The sequence below is a fragment of the Salipiger pentaromativorans genome, assembly GCF_024721115.1.
GTDB classification, from domain to species: domain Bacteria; phylum Pseudomonadota; class Alphaproteobacteria; order Rhodobacterales; family Rhodobacteraceae; genus Salipiger; species Salipiger pentaromativorans.
Genome location: NZ_JAMDHK010000014.1, coordinates 122,070 through 147,603 on the forward strand (window position 1 = coordinate 122,070; position 25,534 = coordinate 147,603).

General features: G+C 68.3%; 25 protein-coding genes, 1 tRNA gene and 1 pseudogene. 11 read left to right on the forward strand and 16 right to left on the reverse strand.

What is annotated here, in order from left to right:
* Nucleotides 1-2 precede the first annotated feature (2 nt).
* Nucleotides 3-437: a DMT family transporter gene (locus M4578_RS18925; RefSeq protein WP_258094861.1), complete on the reverse strand. Its 435-nt coding sequence runs from the start codon at nt 435-437 to the stop codon at nt 3-5.
* A gap of 230 nt (nt 438-667) precedes the next feature.
* Between M4578_RS18925 and M4578_RS18930 the strand changes: the two genes are divergently transcribed.
* Nucleotides 668-1,078 carry a cytochrome c gene (locus M4578_RS18930; RefSeq protein WP_258094862.1) on the forward strand — a complete coding sequence of 137 codons (411 nt, stop codon included), beginning with the start codon at nt 668-670 and terminating at the stop codon, nt 1,076-1,078.
* 108 nt (nt 1,079-1,186) lie between these two features.
* Here M4578_RS18930 and M4578_RS18935 read toward each other — a convergent pair whose 3' ends face one another.
* Nucleotides 1,187-1,777: a TetR/AcrR family transcriptional regulator gene (locus tag M4578_RS18935; protein ID WP_258094863.1), complete on the reverse strand. Its 591-nt coding sequence runs from the start codon at nt 1,775-1,777 to the stop codon at nt 1,187-1,189.
* Nucleotides 1,778-1,850: 73 nt separating this feature from the next.
* Here M4578_RS18935 and M4578_RS18940 point away from each other — a divergent pair, with 73 nt between their 5' ends.
* From M4578_RS18940 to M4578_RS18965, 6 genes are all read left to right on the forward strand, one after another.
* Complete coding sequence (locus M4578_RS18940) at nt 1,851-2,159, forward strand: hypothetical protein (RefSeq protein WP_258094864.1); 309 nt, start codon at nt 1,851-1,853, stop codon at nt 2,157-2,159.
* 54 nt (nt 2,160-2,213) lie between these two features.
* Nucleotides 2,214-2,789 (forward strand): GNAT family N-acetyltransferase, encoded by a 576-nt coding sequence (locus tag M4578_RS18945; RefSeq protein WP_258094865.1) that lies wholly within the window; start codon nt 2,214-2,216, stop codon nt 2,787-2,789.
* A 131-nt stretch (nt 2,790-2,920) separates the two neighbouring features.
* Nucleotides 2,921-4,207, forward strand: a complete 1,287-nt coding sequence (locus tag M4578_RS18950; protein WP_258094866.1) for a homoserine dehydrogenase — start codon at nt 2,921-2,923, stop codon at nt 4,205-4,207.
* Nucleotides 4,208-4,369: 162 nt separating this feature from the next.
* Nucleotides 4,370-5,332, forward strand: coding sequence for a class II fructose-bisphosphatase (gene glpX / locus M4578_RS18955; RefSeq protein WP_258094867.1), 963 nt, complete (start codon nt 4,370-4,372; stop codon nt 5,330-5,332).
* A gap of 125 nt (nt 5,333-5,457) precedes the next feature.
* Nucleotides 5,458-7,203, forward strand: a complete 1,746-nt coding sequence (gene recJ / locus M4578_RS18960) for a single-stranded-DNA-specific exonuclease RecJ (protein ID WP_258094868.1) — start codon at nt 5,458-5,460, stop codon at nt 7,201-7,203.
* 141 nt (nt 7,204-7,344) lie between these two features.
* A tRNA-Glu gene (locus M4578_RS18965) sits at nt 7,345-7,419 on the forward strand.
* A gap of 157 nt (nt 7,420-7,576) precedes the next feature.
* Here the strand turns inward: M4578_RS18965 and M4578_RS18970 are convergent.
* From M4578_RS18970 to atpD, 10 genes are read right to left on the reverse strand one after another with little or no spacing between them, the layout of a single operon-like run.
* Complete coding sequence (locus tag M4578_RS18970; RefSeq protein WP_258094869.1) at nt 7,577-8,551, reverse strand: LOG family protein; 975 nt, start codon at nt 8,549-8,551, stop codon at nt 7,577-7,579.
* The gene (locus M4578_RS18975) at nt 8,551-9,429 is read right to left on the reverse strand and encodes a F0F1 ATP synthase subunit gamma (RefSeq protein ID WP_258094870.1); all 879 of its coding nucleotides are present in this window, start codon (nt 9,427-9,429) and stop codon (nt 8,551-8,553) included. Before M4578_RS18975 ends, M4578_RS18970 begins: the two co-directional genes overlap by 1 nt.
* Entirely contained in the window at nt 9,426-10,958 is a 1,533-nt protein-coding gene (locus M4578_RS18980) for a F0F1 ATP synthase subunit alpha (protein WP_258094871.1), read from the reverse strand. The genes M4578_RS18975 and M4578_RS18980 overlap by 4 nt, the downstream gene beginning before the upstream one ends.
* A complete protein-coding gene (locus tag M4578_RS18985; RefSeq protein WP_258094872.1) occupies nt 10,951-11,685 on the reverse strand; it encodes a F0F1 ATP synthase subunit delta in 735 nt (244 codons plus the stop codon). The genes M4578_RS18980 and M4578_RS18985 overlap by 8 nt, the downstream gene beginning before the upstream one ends.
* A 13-nt stretch (nt 11,686-11,698) precedes the next feature.
* Nucleotides 11,699-11,947 (reverse strand): F0F1 ATP synthase subunit C, encoded by a 249-nt coding sequence (locus tag M4578_RS18990; RefSeq protein WP_258094873.1) that lies wholly within the window; start codon nt 11,945-11,947, stop codon nt 11,699-11,701.
* Nucleotides 11,944-12,645 carry a F0F1 ATP synthase subunit A gene (locus M4578_RS18995; RefSeq protein WP_258094885.1) on the reverse strand — a complete coding sequence of 234 codons (702 nt, stop codon included), beginning with the start codon at nt 12,643-12,645 and terminating at the stop codon, nt 11,944-11,946. Before M4578_RS18995 ends, M4578_RS18990 begins: the two co-directional genes overlap by 4 nt.
* Nucleotides 12,642-12,929, reverse strand: coding sequence for an N-ATPase subunit AtpR (locus M4578_RS19000; protein ID WP_258094874.1), 288 nt, complete (start codon nt 12,927-12,929; stop codon nt 12,642-12,644). The genes M4578_RS18995 and M4578_RS19000 overlap by 4 nt, the downstream gene beginning before the upstream one ends.
* The gene (locus M4578_RS19005; protein WP_258094875.1) at nt 12,926-13,201 is read right to left on the reverse strand and encodes an AtpZ/AtpI family protein; all 276 of its coding nucleotides are present in this window, start codon (nt 13,199-13,201) and stop codon (nt 12,926-12,928) included. The genes M4578_RS19000 and M4578_RS19005 overlap by 4 nt, the downstream gene beginning before the upstream one ends.
* A complete protein-coding gene (locus tag M4578_RS19010; RefSeq protein ID WP_258094876.1) occupies nt 13,198-13,665 on the reverse strand; it encodes a F0F1 ATP synthase subunit epsilon in 468 nt (155 codons plus the stop codon). The genes M4578_RS19005 and M4578_RS19010 overlap by 4 nt, the downstream gene beginning before the upstream one ends.
* Nucleotides 13,662-15,089, reverse strand: coding sequence for a F0F1 ATP synthase subunit beta (gene atpD, locus M4578_RS19015; RefSeq protein ID WP_258094877.1), 1,428 nt, complete (start codon nt 15,087-15,089; stop codon nt 13,662-13,664). Before atpD ends, M4578_RS19010 begins: the two co-directional genes overlap by 4 nt.
* Nucleotides 15,090-15,435: 346 nt before the next feature.
* On the opposite strand from atpD, the gene M4578_RS19020 reads away from it, so the two are divergent.
* The 3 genes from M4578_RS19020 to mprF all read left to right on the forward strand — a co-directional run bounded on the left by M4578_RS19020 (nt 15,436) and on the right by mprF (nt 20,791).
* Nucleotides 15,436-16,473 (forward strand): AraC family transcriptional regulator, encoded by a 1,038-nt coding sequence (locus M4578_RS19020; RefSeq protein ID WP_258094878.1) that lies wholly within the window; start codon nt 15,436-15,438, stop codon nt 16,471-16,473.
* A 238-nt stretch (nt 16,474-16,711) separates the two neighbouring features.
* The gene (locus tag M4578_RS19025; protein WP_258094879.1) at nt 16,712-17,749 is read left to right on the forward strand and encodes a zinc-dependent alcohol dehydrogenase family protein; all 1,038 of its coding nucleotides are present in this window, start codon (nt 16,712-16,714) and stop codon (nt 17,747-17,749) included.
* A gap of 456 nt (nt 17,750-18,205) precedes the next feature.
* On the forward strand, nt 18,206-20,791 hold the full coding sequence (gene mprF, locus M4578_RS19030) for a bifunctional lysylphosphatidylglycerol flippase/synthetase MprF (protein WP_258094880.1): 2,586 nt from the start codon (nt 18,206-18,208) through the stop codon (nt 20,789-20,791).
* 120 nt (nt 20,792-20,911) lie between these two features.
* Here the strand turns inward: mprF and pdxY are convergent, their stop codons facing one another.
* Together pdxY and M4578_RS19040 are read right to left on the reverse strand one after the other, a co-directional pair.
* Nucleotides 20,912-21,760: a pyridoxal kinase gene (gene pdxY, locus M4578_RS19035; RefSeq protein ID WP_258094881.1), complete on the reverse strand. Its 849-nt coding sequence runs from the start codon at nt 21,758-21,760 to the stop codon at nt 20,912-20,914.
* Nucleotides 21,757-22,428 carry an MOSC domain-containing protein gene (locus M4578_RS19040; protein WP_258094886.1) on the reverse strand — a complete coding sequence of 224 codons (672 nt, stop codon included), beginning with the start codon at nt 22,426-22,428 and terminating at the stop codon, nt 21,757-21,759. Before M4578_RS19040 ends, pdxY begins: the two co-directional genes overlap by 4 nt.
* On the opposite strand from M4578_RS19040, the gene M4578_RS19045 reads away from it, so the two are divergent.
* On the forward strand, nt 22,427-22,834 hold the full coding sequence (locus tag M4578_RS19045; RefSeq protein ID WP_258094882.1) for a hypothetical protein: 408 nt from the start codon (nt 22,427-22,429) through the stop codon (nt 22,832-22,834). The two genes, M4578_RS19040 and M4578_RS19045, sit on opposite strands and share 2 nt — an antisense overlap.
* Nucleotides 22,835-23,749: 915 nt before the next feature.
* Here M4578_RS19045 and M4578_RS19050 read toward each other — a convergent pair.
* Both M4578_RS19050 and M4578_RS19055 read right to left on the reverse strand, forming a co-directional pair.
* Nucleotides 23,750-24,775 carry an IS110 family RNA-guided transposase gene (locus M4578_RS19050; protein WP_054540619.1) on the reverse strand — a complete coding sequence of 342 codons (1,026 nt, stop codon included), beginning with the start codon at nt 24,773-24,775 and terminating at the stop codon, nt 23,750-23,752.
* 99 nt (nt 24,776-24,874) lie between these two features.
* A pseudogene (locus M4578_RS19055) lies at nt 24,875-25,461 on the reverse strand (IS5 family transposase); the annotation flags it as partial.
* Nucleotides 25,462-25,534: the final 73 nt, after the last annotated feature.

Sequence of the window (25,534 nt, forward strand, 5' to 3'; positions counted from 1 at the left end):
TCTCAGCCGCGCTGCGCCATCCAGACCCCCAGCGCCATGAGGCCGATCCCGCCCGCGCGGTTGAGCGTGAACGGCGAGACGCGGGCGCCGAAGAGGCCGAAATGGTCGATGAGCGCGGCGCTGATCAACTGCCCCAGAAGCACGAAGAACACCGCCCGTCCGACACCGAACTGCGGCGCCACATAGGTGACGCTCAGCACGTAGAAGGCCACGAACAGCCCGCCGAGGAACAGATGCCGGGGGGCATCGACGGCGCGGGCGATGGGACGCGGGTCGAGGGTGAAAAGCACGATGGTGGTTGCGCTCAGCGCGACGCAGAACAGGATCACGGCGGCGGCGGCCGGCGAGCCGATATGGGCGCCGAGCCGGGCGTTGAGCGCGGCGAGGATCGGAATGCCGAGCCCGGCGGCAAGCATGGTCAGCGCGTGAACGGGCATGAGCTCTCCTTCCAGTGGTCGCCGGCACCATGGCAACGCCCACGCGCGGTGTCATCCCCGAAAGAGACGGTCGGCGCCACGATTCATCCATGCCGTGCACAAGGCGGCCGGGAATGGGGGGGGCAGGGCGGGGCGCTGACCCGCCGACCGGAGGTGGCACGGAGAGAGGGCTTGATCTGAGCCGCGCCGCGGGTGAGACAGGGGCAGAGGCAAAGCAGGGAGCAACCGCGATGGAACGGCTGGTGATCGGAGCGTGGCTGGGCGCCGCATTGGGACTTGCGGCCTGCGTGCCCAACGAGATGCCGCAGGCCGGCGACGGGCGGGCGCTGTTCATGGAGTATTGCGCGGTCTGCCATGGCGGCGACGCCCGGGGCGACGGCGAACTGGCGCGGGAAATGACCCCGCCGCCCAAGGATCTCACGCGGATTTCGCAGCGCCACGGCGGCAGCTTCCCGCGGGCCATGGTCCTGTCGACCATCGACGGCTATGCGCGCTCGGATCTCGACGGGCCGACAATGCCGGAATTCGGCGAGCTGCTCGAAGGCGATCTCGTGCCGCTCGATACCGGAGACGGCACCCTGACGCCGACGCCGCGCAAGCTGGTGGCGCTGCTGGAATATCTCGAGTCGATCCAGCAATAACGGGCGCGGCGGGTCTGTCCCGAGACAGCGGGGCTCTGCCGGGCGGAGGACCGTGAGTCGGTGGCCCGAGGGGGCTCGGGCGCGCCTGCGTTCGGTCCGGCGCAGGGTTTAGCCCGCCGACACCGCCTTGCGCACCATGTCCCAATAGATGTCGGCGACCTCTTCGATGGAAAGCCGCCCGCCGGCGCGATACCAGGTGTTGACCCCGGTCAGCATGGCGATCAGCGCATAGGAGGCGAGCCGCGTGTCGGGGACCGAGAAGGCACCTTCGGTCTGGCCGTCGCGCAGGATCTCCTCCAGCGCGCCCTCGTAACGCTTGCGCAGCGCCTCGATCACCGCGAAATTCTCCGGGTCGAGATTGCGCAGCTCCATATAGGAAATGAAGATCGCCTCTGGCCGCGCGAGGTTGAAGCGGATGTGAAAGCGCACGAAGCCTTCGAGCCGGTCGCGCGCGCCCTGCGGCCTGGGCTCGGCCTCCCAGGCGGCCAGAAGCTCGTCCATATGGCCTTGCAGCAGCGAAAACAGCAGCGCCTGCTTGTCCGGCGTGTAGTTGTAAAGCGCGCCCGCCTGCACCCCCACCTCGCGCGCGATCTGGCGCATCGACACGGCGGCATAGCCGTGCTGGGCGAAAAGGCGCAGCGCCGCCTCCCGCACGCGCGGGCCGGTGATGTCGGAGTGGGAACCTTGAGTGCGGGCCATTGCCCAAAGCTATCTGAACATGTGTTCAGATCAAGCCAGGCGCTTGCCCCGCGCGCGCGACTGCGGCAAGAGGGTGACAGACCAGACGGACCTGCCCATGCGCCTGACGCCCTATCTGATGTTTTTCGCCCTCTGCGGCTGCACCCAGTTTCCCGAACTGGATGCCGCCCGCACGCCCGGCGTGGAAAAGGCGCCGTTTCCGGCGCTGCTGCCGCTGGACGGGCTTCTCGTGGGGCCCGAACCGCGCGCCACGCCCGAGATGCGCAGCGGGATCGAGGGCCGGGTGGCCGGGCTGCGCGCCCGCGCGGCGCGGTTGCAGCGGCCCGTCGTCTCGGCCAGCGATCGGGCGCGGATGGAGCAGGGGGTTGCGTGGCCCTATTGACCTTCGGCGCCTGCCTTGCGGCCTGAGCGCGGGCCGGTCCGGAAAGATATGGCGATGAACACCGACCTATCCTGCCTCCCGGTTGTGACCGAGCGCCTCGTCCTGCGCCGGTTCCGTCCGGACGATCTGGTCGGTTTCGCCGCCTATCACAGCCGCGAGGAGGTCTATCGCTATCTCTATCAGGCGGTGCCCGAAGGGGCGGAGATGGCAGAGAAATTCGCGGGTTTTCTCGACACACCCTTCGCGGCAGAGGGAGACCGGCTGCGGCTCGCGGTCACGCGGGCGGCGGATGAGGCGCTGCTGGGACAGGTGTCGCTGAGGATCGCCAGCCGGTCCGCCCGACAGGGCGAGATCGGTTATATCTTCCATCCCGACGTTGCGGGGCGGGGATATGCCACCGAAGCCGTGCGGGCGCTGCTCGATCTGGCCTTCGGGCGGGTGGGCTTCCACCGGATCTTTGCCCGGCTCGATCCGCTGAATGCCGGCTCCGTGGGGGTGGTCGAACGGCTGGGCATGCGGCGCGAGGCGCATCTGGTACAGAACGATCGGTTCAACGGCGTTTGGGGCGACGAGCTGATCTATGCGCTGCTGCACGCGGAATGGGCGCCACGGAAGGCACAGGGCGGCTGATGGGCCGCGGCGCTGTGTTCTTGCGGTCCGCCAGAGAACCGCCGGCGGTTCCGCCCTTGCATCCCGTTGTACCTTGCCGCTAAGCCGGATTCCGAATTGCACTGCACCGACAGAAAAGAAGGAGCCCACCCATGTCTGACCCCCTCCGCCTCGGGATTGCGGGCCTGGGCACCGTGGGTGCCGGCGTCGTCAAGATCGTGCGCCAGAAAGCGGCGCTGCTCGAGGCGCGCACCGGGCGCGGCATCGCGATTTCGGCGGTCTCGGCGCGCAACCGTGACAAGGATCGCGGCGTGCCGCTCGGCGCCTATGCCTGGGAAGACGATCCGGTGGTGCTCGCGGCCCGCGACGACGTGGATGTCTTTGTGGAACTGGTCGGCGGATCGGACGGCCCCGCCAAGGCGGCGGTCGAGGCGGCGCTGAAGGCGGGCAAGGATGTGGTGACCGCGAACAAGGCGCTGCTGGCCCATCACGGGCAGGCGCTGGCGGAGCTCGCCGAGGCCAATGGCTGCGTGCTGCGCTTCGAGGCGGCGGTGGCGGGCGGCATCCCGGTCATCAAGGCGCTGACCGAGGGGCTGGCCGCCAACGAGATCACCCGCGTCATGGGGGTGATGAACGGCACCTGCAACTATATCCTGACGCGCATGGAAAGCGGCGGCCTGACCTATGACGAGGCGTTTGCCGAGGCCGACGGGCTGGGCTATCTGGAGGCAGATCCGGAGCTCGACGTGGGCGGCATCGACGCCGGGCACAAGCTGTCGCTGCTCGCCGCCATCGCCTACGGCACCCAGGTGGCCTTTGACGCGGTGGAGCTGGAGGGCATCGGCCGGGTCAGCATCGAGGACATCCGCCAGGCCTCGGACATGGGCTACAAGATCAAGCTGCTGGGCGTGAGCCGGATGACCGGGCGCGGGCTGGAACAGTCCATGTCGCCCTGCCTGGTGCCCGCGACCTCGCCGCTGGGCCAGCTCGATGGCGGCACCAATATGGTGGTGATCGAGGGCGATCAGGTCGGTCAGATTGTGCTGCGCGGCGCCGGTGCGGGCGAAGGCCCGACAGCCAGCGCGGTGATGGGCGATGTGATGGACATCGCGCGCGGCACGCGGGTCACGACCTTTGGGGCACCGGCCAGCGCGCTGGTTCCCGCCACCCCGGCGCAGGCCACCACGCCCGCCCCCTATTATCTGCGCATGGCGCTGGCCGACAAACCGGGAGCGCTGGCCAAGGTCGCTTCGGCGCTGGGCGAGGCGGGGGTGTCGATCCACCGGATGCGGCAATACGAGCATGTCTCTGACGCGGCGCCGGTCCTGATCGTCACGCACAAGACCACCCGCGCGGCGCTGGATGCGGCGCTGGCCGCGATGCCGGCGACCGGGGTGGTGCGCGGCGATCCGGTGGCGCTGCGCATCGAGCAGGTCTGAGACCCGGCCCGGCGGCGGCGGAAACGGCCGCCGCATCGGCGCGATTCGGCGGAAAAGGCGGAGCGGGGCGGCTGGCCGGCGCGCGTTAGCGCGACCGGACTTGCCAGTGCTTTGTCCGGCGGGCTACACCCGTCAGCGACGAACATTTCAAAGGAAGTCTCCATGTCGACCCCCAAGGATTTTAATGACCGGATGTTGTCGCTGGGCCTCGCCCGCGTGGCGGAACAGGCCGCCATCGCCTCGGCCAAGCTGATCGGTCACGGCGACGAGAAGGCCGCCGATCAGGCCGCCGTGAACGCGATGCGCGACGAGCTGAACAAGCTGGAAATCTCCGGTGTGGTGGTGATCGGCGAGGGCGAGCGCGACGAGGCGCCGATGCTCTATATCGGCGAAGAGGTTGGCCAGGGCGGCCCGGGGGTGGACATCGCGCTCGATCCGCTGGAAGGCACCACGCTGACCGCCAAGGACATGCCCAACGCGCTGACCGTGATCGCCATGGGGCCGCGCGGCTCGATGCTGCACGCGCCCGATGTCTACATGGAGAAACTGGCGATCGGTCCGGGCTATCCCGAAGACACCGTGACGCTGGACATGACGCCCTCCGAGCGCGTCGCGGCGCTGGCCAAGGCCAAGGGCTGTAGCGCTTCGGACATCACCGTTTGCATCCTCGAGCGTCCGCGCCACGAGGAGATGATCGCCGAGGTGCGCGCCACCGGCGCCGCGATCCGCCTGATCACCGACGGCGACGTGGCCGGTGTGATGCATTGCGCCGAGGCGCATATCACCGGAATCGACATGTATATGGGCTCGGGCGGGGCGCCCGAGGGCGTGCTGGCTTCGGCGGCGCTGAAATGCATGGGCGGCCAGATGTATGGCCGGCTGCTGTTCCGCAACGACGATGAGAAGGGCCGCGCCGCGAAGGCCGGGATCACCGATCTGAACAAGATCTACACCCGCGATGAGATGGTGACCGCCGATGTGATCTTTGCCGCCACCGGCGTGACCAACGGCTCGATCCTTTCGGGGATCAAGCGTGAGGTCGGCTGGATCACCACCGAGACGCTGCTGATGCGCTCGAAGACCGGTTCGGTGCGGCGGGTGATCTACCGCAACCCGTTCCACTGAGACGGGACGCCCGGCCGCGGGGCCGGATTTTGAGTATTTTGGGAAAGATGAAAGCAGGGGGCGGTGTTCCGGTCCCTGCTTTTTCGCGTTAAGGCGGGCGGTGTTTCAGGCAGGGAGCAGGGCGCATGAGCTATCTTGGGGTCGAAGCCTCGCTGAGCGGACGGCGCTGGGTCGGGCCCGGGGTGGAGCAGGAACGCCAGGCCGAGGCCATGGCGCAGCAGACCGGGCTGCCGGGGGCGCTGTGCCAGGTGCTGGCGCGGCTGGGGGTCGCGGCGCCGGAGGTACCGGGCTATCTGGAGCCCAGGCTGCGCGACCTGCTGCCCGATCCGCGCGGGCTGCGCGACATGGAGGTGGCGGCGGCACGGCTGCTGGCGGCGGTGTCGCGGCGCGAGCGGGTGGCGATCTTTGCCGATTACGATGTCGATGGCGGCTCTTCGGCGGCGCTGCTGCTGGACTGGCTGCACCAGCGGGGCATGGGCGCGACGCTTTATATCCCCGACCGGATCGACGAGGGCTACGGGCCCAATGAGCCGGCCATGGCGAAGCTGGCGGCGGGACATGATCTGATCGTCTGCGTCGATTGCGGGACGTTGTCGCACGGGCCCATCGCGGCGGCTGTGGGGGCGGATGTGGTGGTTCTGGATCACCACCTTGCCGGCGAGACGCTGCCCGACTGCGTGGCGGTGGTGAACCCCAACCGGCAGGACGAGGACGGCGCGCTGGCGCATCTCTGCGCCGCCGCCGTGGTGTTCCTGATGCTGGTGGAATGCGGGCGGCAACTGCGCGAGGCGGGGGAGCGCGGCCCGGATCTGATGGCGATGCTGGATCTGGTGGCGCTGGCCACGGTGGCGGATGTGGCGCCGCTCAAGGGCGTGAACCGGGCGCTGGTGCGGCAGGGGCTGGCGGTGATGGCGCGGCGGGCGCGGCCCGGGCTGGTGGCGCTGGCGGATGTGGCGCGGCTCGATACCGCGCCGTCCTCCTATCATCTGGGCTATGTGCTGGGGCCGCGGGTGAATGCCGGCGGGCGCATCGGGCAGGCGGATCTGGGCGCGCGGCTGCTGGCCTGCCGCGACCGGCACGAGGCCGAGGCGCTGGCGGAGCGGCTCGATCTGCTCAACACCGAGCGCCGCGAGGTCGAGGAGGGCGTGCGTGCCGCCGCGCTGGCGCAGGCCGAGGCGCGCGGGCTCGACGCCCCGCTGGTCTGGGCGGCGGGTGAGGGCTGGCACCCGGGCGTGGTGGGCATCGTCGCCTCGCGGCTGAAGGAACTGACCAACCGTCCGGCGGTGGTGATCGGGCTCGACGGTGCCGAGGGCAAGGGCTCGGGCCGCTCGGTCGCGGGGGTCGATCTGGGCGCCAGTATCCAGCGTCTGGCGACCGAGGGGCTGCTGCTCAAGGGCGGCGGGCACAAGATGGCCGCCGGGCTGACCGTGGCGCGCGACGCGCTGGAAGGCGCCATGGCGCGCCTGTCCGAGCTGCTGGCGCGGCAGGGGGCGGGGCAGGGCGGCGCGGCGGATCTGAAGCTCGACGGGATGCTGATGCCGGGGGCGGCGACGCTGGATCTGTGCGAGAAGATGGAGCAGGCGGGCCCCTTCGGCGCCGGGGCGCCGGCGCCGCGCTTTGCGCTGCCCGATGTTCAGATCGGCTATGCGCGGCAGGTCGGTGCGTCGCATCTCAAACTGTCGCTGGGCGACGGTCTGGGGGCGCGACTGGATGCGATCTGCTTCGGGGCCTTCGACGGGCCGCTGGGGGCCGCGCTCTCGGGGCATCAGGGACGGCGATTCCATGTGGCCGGGCGTCTGGAAATCAACGAGTGGAATGGCCGCCGCGCGGTGCAACTGCGGCTCGAGGATGCGGCGCCGGCCCGGGGATGATTTTGTAACGGTATGAGATTGCAGTAAAAATCCGGAATTTGGCGTGCTATTGGAAAAATCCGTCATCGGGCCGCTTTTTTCGTGATTTTGCGCTTGCAAGGTCTGCGGGCTTTGCCTAAAACGCCCCTCACCAACCGCGCTGGCCCGTTCGTCTATCGGTTAGGACGCCAGGTTTTCAACCTGGAAAGAGGGGTTCGATTCCCCTACGGGCTGCCACTTTTCCCCATGGAAATGAATGCGATAAGCACCGCCTCGCGGGCGCTTTGTCGTCTGCGCTCAGCGCTGCTTGCCGCCGCTCGAAGGCCACCGGAGCCTCCAGCGCCGGAGGGAGCCTCGGCGCGTCTCCCGCGCCGATGGGGGGCTTTGCGCGATGTCAGGGCTCTGCCGTGCCGGCGTCGGGCGGCTCGGTCAGCGGGCGACCGGCCTTGGCGTACCATGCCAGAATGTCGTCCCAGATCTCCTGCGCGGTCTCCGCGTACCAGAAGAGCTCGCGGTCCTCGGGGTCGATCACCCCTTCGTCCACCAGGAAATCGACATCGAAGACCCGGCTCCAATAGGACTGCCCGACCAGGATCACCGGCACCGGGCGGATCTTGCGCGTCTGGATCAGCGTCAGCGTCTCGAACAGCTCGTCAAGCGTGCCGTAGCCGCCGGGAAACACCACGAGGGCCCGGGCCCGCAGCAGGAAATGCAGCTTGCGCAGGGCGAAATAGCGGAAGCGGAAACACAGTTCCGGCGTCACATAGGGGTTCGGGAACTGCTCGTGCGGCAGCGTGATGTTTAGCCCGACGGTTCGGGCGCCGGCCTCGCGGGCGCCGCGGTTGGCGGCCTCCATCATGCCGGGGCCGCCGCCGGTGACCACCGCCAGCCGGTTGCCGTGCTGCCCCTCGGCCGAGCCGACGAGGCGGCCGAAATCGCGCGCGATGTCGTAGAACTTGCTCTTGTCGCGCAGCCGCCGGGCCACGGCGAGCCGCCGCGCCAGATCGGGGCAGTGCGGATCGCGGGCCTGTTCGGCCTCCAGCGCGCAGACCTGCGCCTCGGCGCGGGCCGGTTCGCCGATCCGGGTGCCGCCGAAGACCACGATGGAATGGGCGATGCCATGTTCGGTCAGCAGCGTTTCGGCCTTCTGGTAATCAAGTTGCAGCCGCGTGCTGCGCATGTCGTCGCGGTTGAGAAAACCGATGTCCTCGTCGGCGGGGCGGTAGTTGGGTTCGGCCATGATCCGGCGGACGAGATCCGGCGCCCGCCGGTCCTCGCGCCCGGGCTTGGGCGTGCATTCGGGCAGCTCGACCAGGCGCTCGGTCTCGTGCGGGGGGGCGGGCTTGCGGGCAGGATCGGGCATGGACATCAGAAGGGGCTTCCGGGGTGGCAGCGCACCGGCTGGCGGCCGGTGGCGAGTTCGACGATTTCGTCGGTGATCTCTTCCTGGCGCAACCGGCGTGAGGCGGCGACCAGCGTGTCGAGGGAGGCCATGACATTGTCATGCGCCGCGATCATCGCCCGCATCCGCGCGGCGTTTTCGGCGGCGAAGGCCAGCACCACGGCTTCGCTCAGCTCGGCAAAGACATATTCCTCGACCAGCCGCGACAGGAGCTTGTCCGGGGGCAGCGTGATCTCGGGGGCGATCCCCTGCGCGGGGGCGGGGAAGCGCGAGAAGTCGAAGGGCACGAGGGGCCGGGCGATCATCTCGAGCCCGCCGGTGGCGCCCGGCGCCGCATGCACGATCGAGACGCGGGTGATCCGGCCTTGCGCGACCGGCTCGAAGATCGCATCGGTCAGGCGGGTGGCCAGGGTGGCGGCCTGCGCGGGATGGGCGATCATCGCCGCCGACCAGGCCACGGGAAGGCCGCGTTCGGCGGCCACCAGCCCGCCGCGGTCTCCCGCGATGAACAGATCGTGCGGCGCTGACAGCAGCGGCGCGGCCGCGTCGAAGACCTGTTCGTTATAGGTGCCGGCAAAGCCCTGTTCGGCGGCGAGCAGGATCACCGCGCCACGCCCGCCGCCGTCCCGGGCGCGATCCCCGGCGCCGGTGCCGGTGTCGGGCAGCAGGGTCAGCGCTTCGCCGATGGCCGCGCCGATGGTTTCGGCAAAGAGCCGGATGCTGTCCACATGCTGCCGCGCTTCCTGTGCCCGGGCGGCGGCGATGCCGCGCATGGCCGAGATCACCGAGGCGAGCTTGTGGACGGTGCCGATCCGCGCCTCGACATCGGCGAGCCGCCCGCTCATTCCGGCTGCGCCTCACGCGGGGCGATCTCTTGCGCCAGCGCGGCCACCGCCGCGACCAGCGCCGCGCGGGTCTCGTCGCTAAGCGTGCCGGTGTCGCGGATCTCGGCCACCGCCTCGCCCGCTCGCGCGTCGAGCCAGCGGGGCAGGCGCAGGCGCAGAGCGGGGATGGTCTCGGGGGCGGTGGCGTCGAGCGCGCCATCGGCCAGCGCCGCCAGCAGCGCCACCTGATCGGCCAGCCGCAGCCCGGCAAAGCGGGGCTGCGCCAGAAGCGCCCGGATGCGCGCGCCCCGGGCGATCTGCTTCTGTACGCGCGGGTTCGAGATACCGCCGAAACGGGTGAACATCTCGAGCTCCTGAAACTGCGCGTAATCCAGCCGCACCCGGCCCGAGACCTTGCGCAATGCGGGCCATTGCGCCTTGCCGCCGACCCGGCTGACCGAGAGGCCGACATCCACCGCCGGGCGCTGGTTCGCCGCGAAGAGATGGCTGTCGAGCACGATCTGCCCGTCGGTGATCGAGATGAGATTGGTCGGGATATAGGCCGAGAGATTGCCCGCGTCGGTCTCGGCGATGGGCAGCGCGGTCAGCGAGCCGCCGCCGTTTTCCTCCGACAGTTTCGCGGCGCGCTCCAGCAGCCGGGCATGCAGATAGAAGATGTCGCCGGGATAGGCTTCGCGCCCCGGCGGTTCGCGGGTGAGCAGGGCAAGCTCGCGATGGGTGGCGGCGTGGCGGGTCAGGTCGTCGATGACGATGAGCGCGTGCTGGCCCTTGTCGCGGAAATACTCCGCCATGGTCATGCCGGCGAAAGGCGCGATCCATTGCAGGCCGGGGGCCGAGGCCGCGCCGCCGACGATGAAGATGCAGCGCTCGATCCGCCCGTGTTCGCGCACCGCCTCGATCACCCGCTGCACTGCCGTGGCGCGCTGGCCGACGGCGACATAGACGCAGATCACGTCGCTGTCCTTCTGGTTGACGATGGCATCGACGGCGAGCGCGGTCTTGCCGGTGGCGCGGTCGCCGACGATCAGCTCGCGCTGGCCGCGCCCGAGCGCAAAGAGGCTGTCCACCACCAGCACGCCGGTTTCCAGCGGCTGCGAGACGTTGTCGCGTTCGATGATCGCCGGGGCCGGGCGCTCGACCGGGTGGGTCTCGTCCGTTTCGGGCATCGGCCCGTCGTCCAGCGGGCGGCCCAGCGGGTCGATCACCCGGCCGAGCAGCGCCTCGCCCACGGGGACGCGCAGCACCTCGCCGGTGTCGGTGACCTTTTCGCCGGCCTCGATGGCGCTGGTGTCGTCCAGCACCACCACGTCGATCTCGTCGGTGTTGAGGCTGTGGGCAAAGCCGTATTGCCCGCCTTCGAACCGCAGCAGCGCGCCAAGCGCGGCATCGGGCAGGCCGGTGACCTGCGCGATGCCGTCGGCCACCCGCGCGACGCGGCCCACCGCCTCGGCCTGCGGGGTGAGCGGGGTGCCGGCCAGGGTGGCGCGGCTGTGATCCAGCCAGTCGGAGAGGGGCGTCCGGTCACTCATGATCTGCAATCTCCGCCCGGATCCGGTCGAGATCGGCCCGGAAATGGTTGCGGACGATGGCGTGGGGCGTTTCCAGCTCCAGCCCGGCCAGCAGCGTCGCGTCGGTTTCGACCGACAGCGCCGGGGGTGTCCCCAGAACCGCGCCCAGCCGCTGTGCGATCTGCGCCTGTTCCTCGGCGCTCAGCGCCCGCGCGCTGCGCAGCGTGACCGGCCCGCCGCCGGCGATCCCGGCGCGGGTGGTTTCGGGCAGCTTCGCCACCGCCTCGGCCAGCCCGTCTATGAACCCCGCTATGCGGGCCTCGTCGGGCAGGCGCGCCAGCAGCTTGGCGGCAATGTCGGTGGCCAGTGCGCCGGCCTCGACGGAGAGGTCCCGCTCCTGCGTGGCGCGCAGCCGCGCAAGATCGTCCATCCCCTCGGCGCGAGCCTTTTCGGCGGCGGCGCGCGCCTCGTCCAGAAGCCGGCGTTTCTCCTGCGCGGCCTCGTCCTGGGCCCGGGCGATCCGCGCGGCGCGCTCGGCGGCGATGGCGGCGGTTTCGCGCTGGGCGGTGTCGCGCGCGGCGCGCGCCTCTTCGCGCGCGGCCTCGGCCTCGTCCAGCGCCGCATGGGCCGCCGCCTGCCGTTCGGCGAGAATGCGGCTGACCGGGCGGAACAGGAACCGGGCGAGGATCCAGACCAGAACGACGGCGTTCACGGTCTGTAGCCCCAGGGTCCACCAGTCGATGGTCATGATACGCCGCGCCTCAGACGAAGGGGTTGGCGAAAAGCACCAGCAGCGCGATGACAAGCGTATAGATCGCCATGGTTTCGATCATCGCGAGGCCGACAAAGAGCGTGCGGCTCAGCGTGCCCGCGGCTTCGGGCTGGCGCGCGATGGCATCCATCGCGGCGGCCACCGCGCGGCCCTCGGCCAGCGCCGGGCCGATGGCGCCAAAGCTCACCGCCAGCGCGGCGGCGAGGATGGAGACGATTTCGATGAGGTTCGCTGTCATCGCGGGAGGTCCTTCTGGTCTTGTCCGGCAGGGCCGTGGCTTTCGCCCACGGCGGCGCCGATGAACACGGTGGCGAGCACCGCAAAGATATAAGCCTGCACGGCTCCGGTCAGCAGATCCAGCGCCATCAGCGGGATCGGCACGAAAAGCCCGGCCAGCGACAGCACGATCCCCACCACGAAGACCCCGCTCATCACATTGCCGAAAAGACGCACGATCAGCGAGAAGGTGCGGGTGATCTGCTCGACCACGTTGAGCGGGATCATCACCCAGGAGGGCTCGGCGAAGGTCGCCAGATAGCCGCCGAGCCCGCGCCCGGCGATGCCATAGGCGATGGTGGCGGCGAGCACGACCAGCGCCAGCGCCGCGTCGGTTTCCAGATGCGCGGTCGGCGGCTCGATGCCCGGGATCAGCGCCGACCAGTTGGCGATCAGCACGAAGAGAAAGATCGAGCCGATCAGCGCGCGGAACGGCGCCGGGTCGCGCTGCATCGTATCGCGGATCTGGCTGTCCACCGTGGTGACCAGCAGCTCCAGCACGGTTTGCAGCTTGCCGGGCGTCAGCGACAGGCGCCGGGTGGCCAGCGCGGCGAACAGACCGAGCGCCAGCATGATCGCCCAGGTGACCACCACCGGCGCGGTGATCGGGACGGGACCGAGGTGAAACAGCGGCTCGAGGCTCAGCGGGTTGTCCATCAGCGGGCCTCGCGGGATTTGCGCAGGATGATCGCGCGGCCGAGCAGAACGCCGAGCGCGCCGCCCAGAAGCGGCGCGGCGCCGGCGGTGGCGAGCAGCACCAGAACGCCGATCAGCAGCGCGAAGCGGGCAAGCTGGAAGGCCAGCGCGCGGGCGGGGGCGGCGCCGGAGAGATACAGCGCGGTCACCCGCCGCAGCGTGGCGAAATGCACCAGCCCCAGCGCCAGCCCGGCCATCAGGCCAAGCGCGGCGGGCAGCAGGGGCAGGTCGGCGAGTGCGGCGCTCATTGGCGGTGCATCCATTTCCAGGCGGCGTGCAGCCCGATGGCCGCGCCGATCATGATGGCGGGCGCGGTAAAGAACACGCCGGTTTCGAAATGCCGGTCCGCCAGCCGGCCCAGCACGACTCCCAGCAGCATCGGCACCACGATGGCCCAGCCGAGAATGCCGATCTGGCCCAGCCGCGTGCCGAGCGAGGGCTCGGGCGTTTCCTCGGCCAGCTTCTCTCGGGCCTGCGAGCGGCGGGCGGCCTCGGCGGTTTCGTCCGGAGTGCCGGTCATGGCGTGCCCCCGTCGCCGCTGTCGGCCAGTTGCGGAGGATGCGCGAAGGCGCCGGTCTGGCCGGGGCGCAGATAGCGCATGAGCTGGCGCACCGCCTGCGAGTGCAGCCGCATCTGCTCGACCCGCGCGCGGCGGTCGGCGTCGGCCTCTTCCGCCCGCAGCGCCGCCACCTCCGAGGCCAGCGCCTCGAGGTCGTCGCCGAGAATGCCTTCGCGGCAGGTCACGGCGACCCGTGCCCCGTCACGTACCGTCAGCAACCCCGAGCGCAGCGCGCAAAAGCGCAGCGCCCCCGCCGCGTCGCGCCAGCGCAGCACCGAGGCGGGCAGGGTGGTCAGGAAATCGGTGTGCCCGGGCAGGATGCCGAAGGCGCCACTTTCGTCCTCGGCGCGCAGCGCGCGCGCGGCGGGCTCGTCCACCAGCAGCTCCATCGGCGTGGTGATGGTGAGATGCAGCGCCCCGCTCATGCCGCGTCCTGCGCCTTGCGCGCAGCCTCTTCCTTGGCGCGGGCCTCGTCGAGATTGCCGACCATGTAGAGCGAGCTTTCGTCCCAGTCGTCGGCCTCGCCCGCGAGGATCGCCTTGCAGCCCGCGATGGTGTCTTCCAGCGCGACGGAGCGGCCCGGCAGCCCGGTGAAGGCCTCGGTCACCGCGAAGGGCTGCGTCAGGAAACGCTGGAGCCGGCGGGCGCGCTCGACGATATGCCGGTCCTCGCGGCCCAGCTCCTCCATGCCGAGAAGCGAGATCACGTCCTGAAGCTCGCGATAATGTTCGATGGCGCGGCGCACCTGGTTGGCCACGGTCACGTGATCCTCGCCCATGATCAGCGGATCGAGCAGGATCGAGGAGGAGGCGATGGGATCGACCGCCGGATACATGCCGTCTGCCGCCATGGCGCGGCTGAGCACCACGGTGCTGTCGACATGCGAGGCGATGGTGGTCACCGCCGGGTCGGTGAAATCGTCCGCCGGGACATAGACCGCCTCGATGGCGGTGATCGCGGCGCTGCCGGTGGCGGCGATGCGCTCTTGCAGCTCGGCTACCTCGGTCGCCAGCGTCGGCTGATAGCCCACCCGGCTCGCCATCCGGCCCAGCAGCCCCGAGACCTCGGAGCCCGCCTGGACGAAGCGAAAGACATTGTCCATCAGCAGCAGGACGTTGCGGTGCTCGGCATCGCGGAAATGCTCGGCGATGGCGAGCGCTGTCATGGGCACCCGCCAGCGCGCGCCGGGCGGTTCGTTCATCTGGCCATAGACCAGCACCGTGCGGTCCAGAACGCCCGCATCGGTCATGTCGGCCAGCATTTCGTGGCCCTCGCGCGACCGTTCGCCGACGCCGGAAAAGACCGAGATTCCCTCGTAGCGCGCCACCATGGCGTGGATCAGTTCCATCACCAGAACGGTCTTGCCCACCCCGGCGCCGCCGAACATCGCGGCCTTGCCGCCCTGGGCGAGCGGCGCCAGCAGGTCGATGACCTTGATGCCGGTGTGAAAGATCTCGGAGGTGCCGTTCTGCGCCCGCAGCGGCGGCGGCGGGGCGTGGATCGGGCGGCGCGGCGTGTCGGCGGGCAGGGGGCCGGCCTTGTCGCCCACGGTGCCGGTGACATCGAGCAGGCGGCCCAGCACGGCGTCGCCCACCGGCGCGGTCACCGGCCCGCCGGGGTGAAACACCTCGGCGCCGCGCCGCAGCCCGTTGGTGGCCTGAAGCGCGATGGCGCGCACCCTGCGGGAATCGAGATGCGCCTGCACCTCGACCAGAACCGCTCTGCGGCCGGTGTCCCGGATTTCCAGCGCATCGTTGATCGGGGGCAGGCTGTCCTGCGTGAAGGCGATGTCGACAACCGCGCCCCGGATCGCGACGACGCGCCCTGCTGCGTCCGTTTCCCGTGACAAACGTCACCTACTCCAAACTGTTGCCACGGGGACTATACGCGCTTTTGCAGCAGGTTAAACGACCCATATCAAATTGTGCCCGGGCAGTTCCGGTCCCCCCTGCCGCATGCCGGGCGCGGGGGGCGTTCGCGCTTTTGCGGGCCGGCGCAGCCCCCAGGGAGCAGGCGGCAGGGCGTTGTAAACCGGAGATTTTCGGCGTTTTCACGGCGTGCGATCCGTCGCGCGGGGCCTGGATCCCGCGTCGGGACACCGGGAAATCTCTTGCCGCAAGGGCCCGGATTCGGCAGTATGAGGCATCGCGCGGGCCGGGTCCTTGGGCATTCTGCCATTGCTCCGGGTGCGCGGAATGTCGCGGGATTGGGAGACTCTGGCGATGTTGCAGACGGCGCTCTTGGAGGATGGGCGCGGCGAGGAACTGCTGCGAGGCAAGCTCAACGACACGCGTGAGTGGTCGGTTGTGAACGACTTCTGCAACCGGACCTACATGCCGCTGTCGACCCGGCCGCTGACGCGCGGGATGGATCCCGACGCGACCATCCGGATGGTGAAGGTGGGCGGAATCACCTTCAGCCGCTTCTGTTTCGGAACGCCCACCCGCGCCGATGATTTCGATCCGGATTCGGGCAATATCATCGTGGTCAACACGCTGCGTGGCAGCGTGCGCCACCCGCTCATCGGCAATGACGCGGTGGATACGCGCCCGGGCGACAGCTATGTGGTGGATTGCTCCCGCACCAATTACTGGAACATCGCCGATGGCGGCGACCTTCAGCTCAATCTGACGATTCCCCACACGCTGATGGAGGAGACGGCCGCACGCTGGTACGGCTTTGTGCCCGGCGACGACCTCTGGCAGAAGCGGCTGATCTTCGGCGCGGGACAGTCGGCTTGGCTGTCGCTGCTCGACTATGCCACGCGCTCGCTCGATGCGCGGTTCGACGGGATCGGCAACCCGATCATCGAGCGGCGGATCGAAGAGACCCTGTGCCTGGAGCTGCTGCGTGGCTGGGCGGATACGGCGGGGCTCAACCTGGAGACCGGCGCCCGTGCCGCCGCGCCCCGCTATGTCCGCGAGGCCGAGCGCATGATGATCGAACGCGCCGTCGAGGCTCCGAGCATCACCGAGATCGCGGCGCAGCTCGGGGTGAGCGCGCGCAGCCTGTCCGAAGGGTTCCGCCGGTTCCGGGGCATCAGCCCGCATGAGTTCCTCAAGAGCCAGCGGCTCGACGGTCTGCGCCAGGCACTGCTGCGGGCCCGCCCCGGCGATACGGTGACCGCGCTCGCGGGCGCCCGGGGCTATGTCAATCTGGGGGCGATGACCGCGGCCTATCGCAAACGCTTTGGCGAAAGCCCGGCGCAGACGCTGCGCAGCGCACGCCGCTAAAACTGTTATGATATAACATTTCCACGGCATGTCACGTGGCCGGGCGGCGTTTGCTGCCCTGCGGCATGAGATTGCCTCCGGAATGGATCGCGGATTTCCGGTCCGGATCGGTTTGCGGTATGCCGTGGTCTACCCCTCTGGCCGCGCGCGGCTAGGCTCCATCGCGCCGGCAGGCGGTGCGGATGCACTGGACTTCCGGCAGAGCCAAAGAAGCCGCCAAAAGCCAAGGAGGAGACCTATGAAAGCTCTCGTATATCAGGGACCGGGTGAGAAGACCTGGACCGACAAGGAAAAGCCGGAAATCCAGAAGCCGACCGACGTGATCGTCAAGCTGACCAAGACCACGATCTGCGGCACCGATCTGCACATCCTGAAAGGCGACGTTCCGGCGGTCACGCCCGGCCGGACGCTGGGCCACGAAGGGGTCGGCGTGGTCGAGTCGGTCGGCGCCGCCGTACAGAACTTCAAGCCCGGCGATGCGGTGCTGATCTCCTGCGTCACGTCCTGCGGGAAATGCGCCAACTGCAAGCGCCAGCTTTATGCGCATTGCTCGGATGGCGGGTGGATCCTGGGCCATCTGATCGACGGCACGCAGGCCGAATACGTTCGTATTCCGCATGGTGACAATTCGCTTTATCCGATCCCGGACGGGGCCGACGAAGAGGCGCTTGTGATGCTGTCCGACATCATGCCCACCGGGCTGGAGATCGGCGTGCAATACGGCAACGTCAAACCCGGCGACACCGTCGCGATCATCGGCGCGGGGCCGGTGGGGATGTCGGTGCTGCTGACCGCGCAGTTCTATTCGCCCGGCAAGATCGTGATGATCGACATGGATCCGGCGCGGCTTGAGCTTGCCAAGCAGTTCGGCGCCACGGACACGATTCAGGTCGGTGCGGACGATCCGGTCGAGGTCATCATGGAGATGACCGGCGGGCTGGGTGTCGATGTGGCGATCGAGGCGGTGGGCGTGCCCGCGACCTTCGATATCTGCCAGAAGATCGTGTCGGCGGGCGGCAACATCGCCAATGTCGGCGTGCACGGCACTTCGGTGGAGCTGCATATCGAGGAGCTCTGGATCAAGAACATCAATATCTCGATGGGTCTGGTCAGCACCAACACCACGCCGATGCTGCTGAAGACGCTGAACTCGGGCAAGGTCAACCCGGGCAAGCTCGTCACCCACCGCTTCAAGCTCGACGAGATCCTGGACGCCTATGAGGTCTTCGGGAATGCCGCGCGCGAGAAGGCGATGAAGGTGATCCTGACCGCCTGACCGGCGGACGAAACCATGCGCATGCGCGGAGGCTTTTCGCGCATGTGCCGGGCCGCACAGACGCTGGGCCCACGGGATTGCCTCCGGTGCGCGGCCCCGCATCGCGCTTGCCCCCGCCGCCGGCGCTGCTGCCGCGCGGGAGGCCAGCTCTTCCAGGCGTTCGCCCGCCACGGGCTTGCCGATGTCGCCTGCATGGGCCGCCCGCCAGTGCGCTCGAGGATCGCTACCGGGAGTTCGGGATGGCGGGCATCGCGCGGCGCAGGTCCCCCAGCGTGGTCCGCTCCCAGTGCCCGGACTGCCGGCTGCCAAGCGGGGCGCGATCCGGCAGAATGCCTTTCCCGACATAGCGATATGCATAAGAAGCGCCCCATTTGCCGATTTAGGCTTTCCGCGACGGGGGGCGTTTGGGTACTGACAGGGCCATCGCCACGAAAGTGACCGTGCCGGAGGAGGGATATGGCCCGACTGACGTTTCAATCTCTGCGCAGCGCGGCGCCGATCCTGCTGGGCGCCGGTCTCTTCGTTCTGGGGCTCTACGCGCTTTATCACCTGCTGAAACCGGTCAACCCGGCTGATGTGGCGGCTCAGATCCGGGCAACGCCGGTTATGACCCTCGGTGCCGCGCTGGCGGCGACGGCGGTCGGATATGTCGCGCTGGTCTTCTACGACTGGTTCGGGCTGCGCTTCATCGGGCGGACGCTCGACCGGGGGATCGTCGCGCTGGGCGGTTTTCTCGGCTATGCGTTCGGCAATACCATCGGTGTCAGCGTCATTTCCGGCGGCGCGGTGCGCTACCGGATCTATTCCGCCGCCGGGCTGAACGGCTTCGAGGTGGCGGCGGTGTCGGGCTATATCGCGATTGCGCTGGGCACCGGCCTCACGCTGGTCGGGGTGGCCGCGCTGGCCGTGCATCCCGGCGCCGTCGGCGCCTATCTGCCCTATGCGCCGGGCACCATCCAGCTTGTCGCCGGCGCGATCACGGCGCTGTCCGTGGCGCTGATCGGCTGGATGTCGGCCACGCAAAGCAGCCTGACCCTCCGGGGGCACAGGTTGCGCCTGCCGCCGCCCGCCGATCTTGCCGGGCAGCTCGGGGTGACCCTGGCCGACATCGCCGCCGCCTCCTTTGCGCTTTGGGTGCTTCTGCCCGAGGGCAAGCCCGATTACGCCACCTTCGTGGCGGTCTATGCCGCCGCGACCATGGTCGGGGTGCTCAGCCATGTGCCCGGCGGGATCGGCGTGTTCGAGACGGTGGTGATCGGTACGCTGCCGGCCGCGGTGCCCGTGGGCGATGCCGCGGCGGCGCTGCTGCTCTTCCGGCTGGTCTATTATCTCGTGCCCTTCGCGCTTGCCTTCCTGCTGGTCGCGCTGAACGAGGCGCGGCTGGCCAGCGGCCACGGCGCGCGCCTTCTGGCGCGCATGCCGGCGATCCAGCCGGCGCTTGCGACATTGCACGGAGTCTCGCCCGGGCTCGTGGCGGCGGTCGCCTTCGGCTTCGGTGTCTATCTGCTGCTTGTCACGATGCTGCCGGCGGTGCGCGCGGATGCCATCGCCGAGGGCGACCTGATCGGTGTGCTGCTGCTGGAGGGCGGCACCATCGCCGCCGCCGTCGCCGGTGTCACGCTTTTGATCGTGTCGCACGGGCTGGCGCGCCGGGTCTCCTCGGCGTGGTGGTTTGCCATGGGGGCGCTGCTTGCCGGGGCCGTCGCCTCGGCGCTCAGCGATTTCGGGCTCGAAAACGCGGCGGTCCTCTGCGCCGGCGCGCTGGCGCTTTTGCCGTTCCGCAAGGCGTTCGATCGGCCGGGTCGGCTGACCGAGGGGGTGTTCGAACCGCGCTGGTTCGTGACGGTCATCGCCGCCGCAGTCGCCGCCGCCGCGTTTTTCTTCTTCGTGCACAAGGCCGTGCCCTATTCCAACGACCTGTGGTCGGAGTTCTCGCCAAGTTCGAACACGCCGCGCGCGCTGCGGGCGGGGATGGCGGCGACGGCGCTGCTGTTCTTCTTCGGGATCCATCTGCTGACCCGTCCGATCCGCCGCAAACCGCCCCGTGAGTCCGATGCGGACACGCGGGCCCGTGTGGCGGCGATCTGCGCCGAGGCCGACGATCCGCAAGCCTGGCTGAGCCAGACCGGCGACAAGCGCTTTCTGCTGTCCGAGTCCGGCACGGCGTTTCTGATGTATGCGGTTCGCGGAACCTCCTGGATCGCGCTCGGCGATCCGGTGGGCGATCCGGCTGCTTTCGAGGGGCTGCTGTGGTCCTTCGCCGACCAAGCGGCCAAGGCCAACGGGCGCCCGGTTTTCTACGAGGTGAGCGGGCGCAATCTCGCGCTTTGGGTCGAACTGGGGCTGACGCTGCACAAGATCGGCGAGGAAGCCGTTGTCCGCCTGCCGGAGTTCAGCCTCGCCGGCGGACGGTTCAAGACCATGCGCGCGGCGCTGAACAAGCGCAAGCGGGACGGCTATGACTGCGTGCTGCTCTCGCCGCCGCATGCAGCGGCGCTGATCGCGGAGCTGCGCGCGATCTCGGATGTCTGGCTGGGCGGCAAGACCGGGCGCGAGAAGGGGTTTTCCGTCGGGCGTTTCGATCCGGACTATCTGGCGCGTTTCGACATCGCCGTGGTGCGCAAGGAGGGCCGCATCGTTGCTTTCGCCAACATCCTGACCGCCTCAGGCGGGCGGCAGGTCGCCGTCGATCTGATGCGCTATCTGCCCGAGGAGGCCTCGGGGCTGATGGAATACATGTTCCTGAGCCTGATCGAGCATTACAAGGCGCAGGGTGCCGAGGCGTTCAGCCTGGGAACCGCGCCGCTGTCGGGTCTGTCGGAACGCTCGGTCGCGCGGTCCTGGAACCGGTTCGGGCGGCTGCTCTATCGCCATGGCGGCGCGTTCTATAATTTCGAGGGGCTCCGCGCCTTCAAGCAGAAATTCCAGCCCGAGTGGCGCCCGCGCTATCTGGCGCTGCCGCCGAATGTCTCGCCCATGCGCGCGATGGGCGATGTGGCGTTGCTCATCGCGGGAACCGCGCGCGGGCTGATCGCAAAGTGAGTCCATGACCGCTTCCCGGCGCCGCGCCCGGCCTCCGGCGATCTGCCCGCAGCGCTGCGTTGCGCAGATATGCCCGGCGGGACCCGAAACGCCCCCCGCCTTTGTCGAGGATGTGCGTGCCTATTCGGCGCCGGGGTTCAGGAGCGCCCGGCGGAACGCGGGTTCGCTCAGCACCACCTCGCCGGCGCCCAGCGCCTTGGCGTGGCGGAGCGCGCGGGCGGTGAGGGTCTGGGCGGTCTCCACCGCCTGAGGCAGAGCGCGGCCCTGTCCCAGCCCGGCCATGATGAGCCCGGCAAAGAGATCGCCGGTGCCCGGCAGCGCGATGGGCAGGTGTTCGGTCGGGTGGCGGCTGGTGCCTTTGGGTCCGAGGATGACGCTTTCGATATGGCCTTGGGGCGTGTCGTCCAGCGCGCAGCCGGTGGCGACAAGATGCGCGTTTGGCGCGATGTGCAGGGCCTCCCGCGCGGTTTCGAGATCGTCCAGCCTGCGGATCTCTTGGCCGGTCAGCCAGGTCAGCTCGAACGGGTTGGGAGTGGCGAGATCGGCCAGCGGCAGCAGCCGCTCGCGCATCACGCCGGCGATGGCCTCGGGCACGTAGAGCCCGGGGCCATCGTCGCCCATCACCGGATCGCAGAGATAGGTGAGTGCGGGGTTCGCCGCCTTCGCCTCGGCGACGAAATCGGCGACCATCTCGGCCACGTCGAGCGAGCCGATATAGCCGGTCAGGATGAAATCCGCCCGCTCGGGCAGCCCGCGTTCGCGGGCGCCTTGCAGCAGGTCGGAAAAGAATTCCGGCGGCAGGGCGCGGCCGCGCAGGGTGGGGTAATCGGGCGTGTTCGAGAACACCACGGTCGGGATCGCCGCCACCTCCAGCCCCGCCGCCTGCATCGGAAAGAGCGCGGCGGAATTGCCCACATGGCCAAAGACCACCTGGCTCTGGATCGAGATCACAAAGGGAGGAGGGGTCATGCCGTGCCGTCCAGTCTCTTGCTCCAGTCCTCGACCCGGCGGCTTTCGAGCCGCCGGACCGCGTATTTGCGCCAGCCCTCGGCCAGCACGTCGAGCGCGGCGATGCCCTCCAGCTCGGCGAGGTTCAGCCGGTCGACGTAAAGCGCGTGCCAGAGCCGGTGCAATGTCCATTCCGGGGCCACCCGGTCGAGGCGTTGCAGCCGGTCGCCCGGGGCCACGGTGCCCGGTTCCAGTACACGGTAATACCAGCCGGTGCGTCCGCTCTGCTGCACGCGCCGCGACATGTCGGGCAGGCCGAAGCGCTTGTTGAGCTTCCAGCAGGGCTGCCGCCCCTGCGAGACCTGCACCATCGCGCTCCCCAGCCGGAAGGTATCGCCCACCGCGACGCTGCGCTCGGTCAGCCCCGAGGCCGAGATATTCTCGCCGAACCCGCCGGGCGCGGCAAGCGGGGGCAGGGGCCCCAGCTCGGCCCGCCAGTCGGGGTAATGGTCGAGGGGATAGTGGTGCACCGCCTTTTCGACGCCGCCATGCACCCGCCGGTCGGCCTGCTCGTCAACCTCGAACCCCTCGGGGCCGAGTGCCAGGGGGCGGTCCACCGGCGTCTTGACGATGCCGCTTTGCGCCTCGCTGCCGGTCAGGGGGGCGGCGCGGCCGGTCAGGAGGGTGATGGGAGAGAGTCGTCATCGGGGCCTCGGGCGTTTGCCGCCTGTCTGGCAGGAGAGCGGCCCGTGGGGAAGATCTCTTGGAAAAGAAAATGCACGCCCGAACGGTGTGGCGTCTGGCCGGGCGCGCGACGCGCTGACCCGCTTCACCGAATCCTACAGCTTTTCGGCCAGTTCGAAAATGGCGTCGATTTCCACGGGACTCTGGCGTGACGGAGAGGCGACGCCGACGGCCGACTGTGAACAACCGAGAAATGCCTTCGTGGCGCAGATCGTGAAAATGCAAATCCTCGATCCGGAGCAGCTTGCAGGCGCGGGTGAGTTTGGCCGTGATCGCGTCCGGGGAGTAGGGGAAGATCTCAGCTCTACGCTCGGGCATACTGTCGATGATCCGAATGGCCTCCTCGGTTAAGTCGCCCCAGGTATCGTTGCCGAGCTTCTCGCCGGGATGCTTCATGTCACGGACCAGAATGCGCTTGTACTCCTTCTGCAAGTTATCCCAGGTGAGGCGGGTGATCCCTGCGTGTCGGCGCGTCGAGAAGAGAGCGAAAACAATCACCTTGTGCATGGGCATGGTGTGAGGGGTTCTCTGGCGCCGATCAATGAAATGAGCCAGCAGCCGGTCGAGTTTATCAAGGGTGGGTCTGGCCTGCTGCCGGTTCCGTTGCGCGGAACGGGAGATGATCCCCGATCGGCGCGCGACGGTGATCGCGTCTCTCATCTCCCGGTCATCTAGGCGGAAGGCCCACATCGGTCGTGCTATTGCGAATATGGAGGCGAGATGGCTCGCGTAGTTCCCGACGGTTTGCGGTTGTCCGGGCAGAGACTGAAGGAACTCGATGATATCCTTCGACTTGATGGTGGAGCAGCGCAGATCGGCGATTGGGTAGGTTGATATGGTCCTAAGAACTTGTGCCTTAGGGTCAGGACTTCGGTAACGGGTCTCTCTTAGTCAAGAGATTTCGGCCAAGCGATTTGGCCCCGCCGACGGGCTATTCCTGCTCAGTCNTAGGGTCAGGACTTCGGTAACGGGTCTCTCTTAGTCAAGAGATTTCGGCCAAGCGATTTGGCCCCGCCGACGGGCTATTCCTGCTCAGTCGATCCGCTCGACGTCTCGCGGCTCGTTCGTGAGATCCTTGGGGAACATGCTTCGGTCCGTGGTCAGCCGCGAGGGCTGCCGACATGATGCTGGTTCGATGCAGTTCCGGCGTGTCCATCTCATTGGCGTGCTCAGCGTGGCTGGCGACTGTCCAGACCCCGACATCACCGGAACCGCGTCCCTACGGGACCTCGTGAGCCTACAATCAGGCAGGCGAAGCGATCAGGCTCAATTGGTCGGCGCAACCTCCATCCTGAAGGTCGATCCGTCGATCCACATGCGATGCAACACGACAGCAATACGGCGAGCCAGGGCAACCATCGCGCGTTTCCGTCCGCGGCGTTTGGCAACATGGGATGCCCATGTTCGTAGTGCGTTGCCACGCCCGCGATTCAGCATGACCGTAGCAGCCTGACACAGGGCACGCCTTAGGTTCACATCCCCGGCTTTGGTGATGCCGCCTGATACATCCCGCTCTCCAGACTGACTGCGAGAGGGCGTTAGACCAACCCAAGGACCGACATTCTTCGAAGAACGGAAGCGCGACGGGTCATCGACGGCGGATCGGAAGGTAAGTGCGACGACGGCTCCAACGCCCGGCATGGTCATCAAGCGCAGACAAACGGGGTCTTCGGCAGCCTTCTGTCGGACCAGCTTCTCCAGCCCTGCCAGCTCCTGGCGCAAGGCCGCGCGAACCCGCAGCATGGGTGCGGCCGCGGCTTCAAGCATCGTGTTCCCTTCGACCAGCTCCCAGATCCGCGCCTCGAACCTGCCGCGCGAGATGGCGCCCACCTTGAGCCCGAAGTTCCTAAGCAGCCCGCGCAGGGACATCTCCAAGGCGATCATGTTCCCCTGGATGGCCTTGCGCGCCGCCAAAACCGCGCGCACCTCCTGAGCAGAGACCGACTTGCAGTGGACCGGCCGGAACCAGCCGAGGTGCAACAGGCGCGCGATCCCTTCCGCATCGCGCCTGTCGGTCTTGATGGGCATGGCCTTGAGTGCGCCCTTCACCTGCCGCGTTTCCATCAGGACGGCAGGCAGGCCGATCTCCTTCATCGCACGGTGCAGCCATTGCGACAGCGGACCAGCTTCGAGACCGACCGCTTCTACGGTTCCTTCGAGACCCTCGAGCAAGCTGATCAGCGGCTCCGGCTCGCTGATCACCTCCACCTCTTCTATGATCTTTCCATGCTCCGTGAGCACGCAGACCGCAGTTTTCGCCAGCGATACGTCCAGCCCGACAAACAGCTTCATCCCGTCAACCTCCATAAAATCTGATACGGGAATGGCAGCTGCAAGTGCGATATCCGGCAAGCGGCAACGGTCGTGAAGCGTCCGGCCCGTTACGGCATCTCATAGCCAGTAGATGACGATCGCGGCGAGGGCGATGGCAGAGAAGAATGTCTTGGGGCATCTGTCGTATCTGGTTGCTACGCGTCTCCAGTCCTTAAGCCTGCCGAACATGATCTCGATACGGTTGCGTCTTTTGTAGCGGCGCTTGTCGTATTTGACTTGGGTTTTGCGTTGCTTCCGGCCCGGAATGCAGGTGCGTATCCCCTTGTCTTGAAGGGCTTTTCGGAACCAGTCAGCATTGTAGCCCCGGTCGCCGAGCAGCCAGTCGACCTTCGGCAGACTGCTGAGCAGCGCCCGCGCACCGATGTAGTCCCTGACTTGTCCTGCTGAGACGAAGAAGTCGATCGGGCGGCCCTTGCTGTCGCAGATGGCGTGAAGCTTCGTGTTCATGCCACCCTTGGTTCGCCCGATCAGGCGACCACGCCCCCCTTTTTGACGCCCAGACTGGAAGCCGTTCGGTGGGCCCTCAAATAGGTGGCATCGATCATCACCGTCTTCTTCTCGCCGTGCCCGGCTGCCAACCCGGCCAGCATCTGTGCAAAGATGCCTTTGTCGCTCCAACGCTTCCAACGGTTGTAGAGCGTTCTCTGATTGCGGCCTCGTCAAGCGTGGGGTTGTGTCCGTCCGGGGGCATGGTTCTCTCCGAGGTCGCATTGAGCG

Bases quoted from the DNA above. Each gene is read 5' to 3' on its own strand.
- M4578_RS18950 (WP_258094866.1), top strand. From the start codon at position 2,921: ATGTCTGACCCCCTCCGCCTCGGGATTGCGGGCCTGGGCACCGTGGGT.
- M4578_RS19000 (WP_258094874.1), bottom strand. From the start codon at position 12,929: ATGAGCGCCGCACTCGCCGACCTGCCCCTGCTGCCCGCCGCGCTTGGC.
- M4578_RS19025 (WP_258094879.1), top strand. From the start codon at position 16,712: ATGAAAGCTCTCGTATATCAGGGACCGGGTGAGAAGACCTGGACCGAC.
- mprF (WP_258094880.1), top strand. From the start codon at position 18,206: ATGGCCCGACTGACGTTTCAATCTCTGCGCAGCGCGGCGCCGATCCTG.
- M4578_RS19045 (WP_258094882.1), top strand. From the start codon at position 22,427: ATGGGAGAGAGTCGTCATCGGGGCCTCGGGCGTTTGCCGCCTGTCTGG.
- M4578_RS19050 (WP_054540619.1), bottom strand. From the start codon at position 24,775: ATGAAGCTGTTTGTCGGGCTGGACGTATCGCTGGCGAAAACTGCGGTC.
- pdxY (WP_258094881.1), bottom strand. From the start codon at position 21,760: ATGACCCCTCCTCCCTTTGTGATCTCGATCCAGAGCCAGGTGGTCTTT.
- M4578_RS18980 (WP_258094871.1), bottom strand. From the start codon at position 10,958: ATGAGTGACCGGACGCCCCTCTCCGACTGGCTGGATCACAGCCGCGCC.
- M4578_RS18935 (WP_258094863.1), bottom strand. From the start codon at position 1,777: ATGGCCCGCACTCAAGGTTCCCACTCCGACATCACCGGCCCGCGCGTG.
- glpX (WP_258094867.1), top strand. From the start codon at position 4,370: ATGTCGACCCCCAAGGATTTTAATGACCGGATGTTGTCGCTGGGCCTC.
- M4578_RS19005 (WP_258094875.1), bottom strand. From the start codon at position 13,201: ATGACCGGCACTCCGGACGAAACCGCCGAGGCCGCCCGCCGCTCGCAG.
- M4578_RS18930 (WP_258094862.1), top strand. From the start codon at position 668: ATGGAACGGCTGGTGATCGGAGCGTGGCTGGGCGCCGCATTGGGACTT.
- M4578_RS18975 (WP_258094870.1), bottom strand. From the start codon at position 9,429: ATGAGCGGGCGGCTCGCCGATGTCGAGGCGCGGATCGGCACCGTCCAC.
- M4578_RS19010 (WP_258094876.1), bottom strand. From the start codon at position 13,665: ATGAGCGGGGCGCTGCATCTCACCATCACCACGCCGATGGAGCTGCTG.
- M4578_RS18945 (WP_258094865.1), top strand. From the start codon at position 2,214: ATGAACACCGACCTATCCTGCCTCCCGGTTGTGACCGAGCGCCTCGTC.
- M4578_RS18925 (WP_258094861.1), bottom strand. From the start codon at position 437: ATGCCCGTTCACGCGCTGACCATGCTTGCCGCCGGGCTCGGCATTCCG.
- M4578_RS18990 (WP_258094873.1), bottom strand. From the start codon at position 11,947: ATGACAGCGAACCTCATCGAAATCGTCTCCATCCTCGCCGCCGCGCTG.
- recJ (WP_258094868.1), top strand. From the start codon at position 5,458: ATGAGCTATCTTGGGGTCGAAGCCTCGCTGAGCGGACGGCGCTGGGTC.
- M4578_RS18970 (WP_258094869.1), bottom strand. From the start codon at position 8,551: ATGTCCATGCCCGATCCTGCCCGCAAGCCCGCCCCCCCGCACGAGACC.
- M4578_RS18985 (WP_258094872.1), bottom strand. From the start codon at position 11,685: ATGACCATCGACTGGTGGACCCTGGGGCTACAGACCGTGAACGCCGTC.
- M4578_RS19020 (WP_258094878.1), top strand. From the start codon at position 15,436: ATGTCGCGGGATTGGGAGACTCTGGCGATGTTGCAGACGGCGCTCTTG.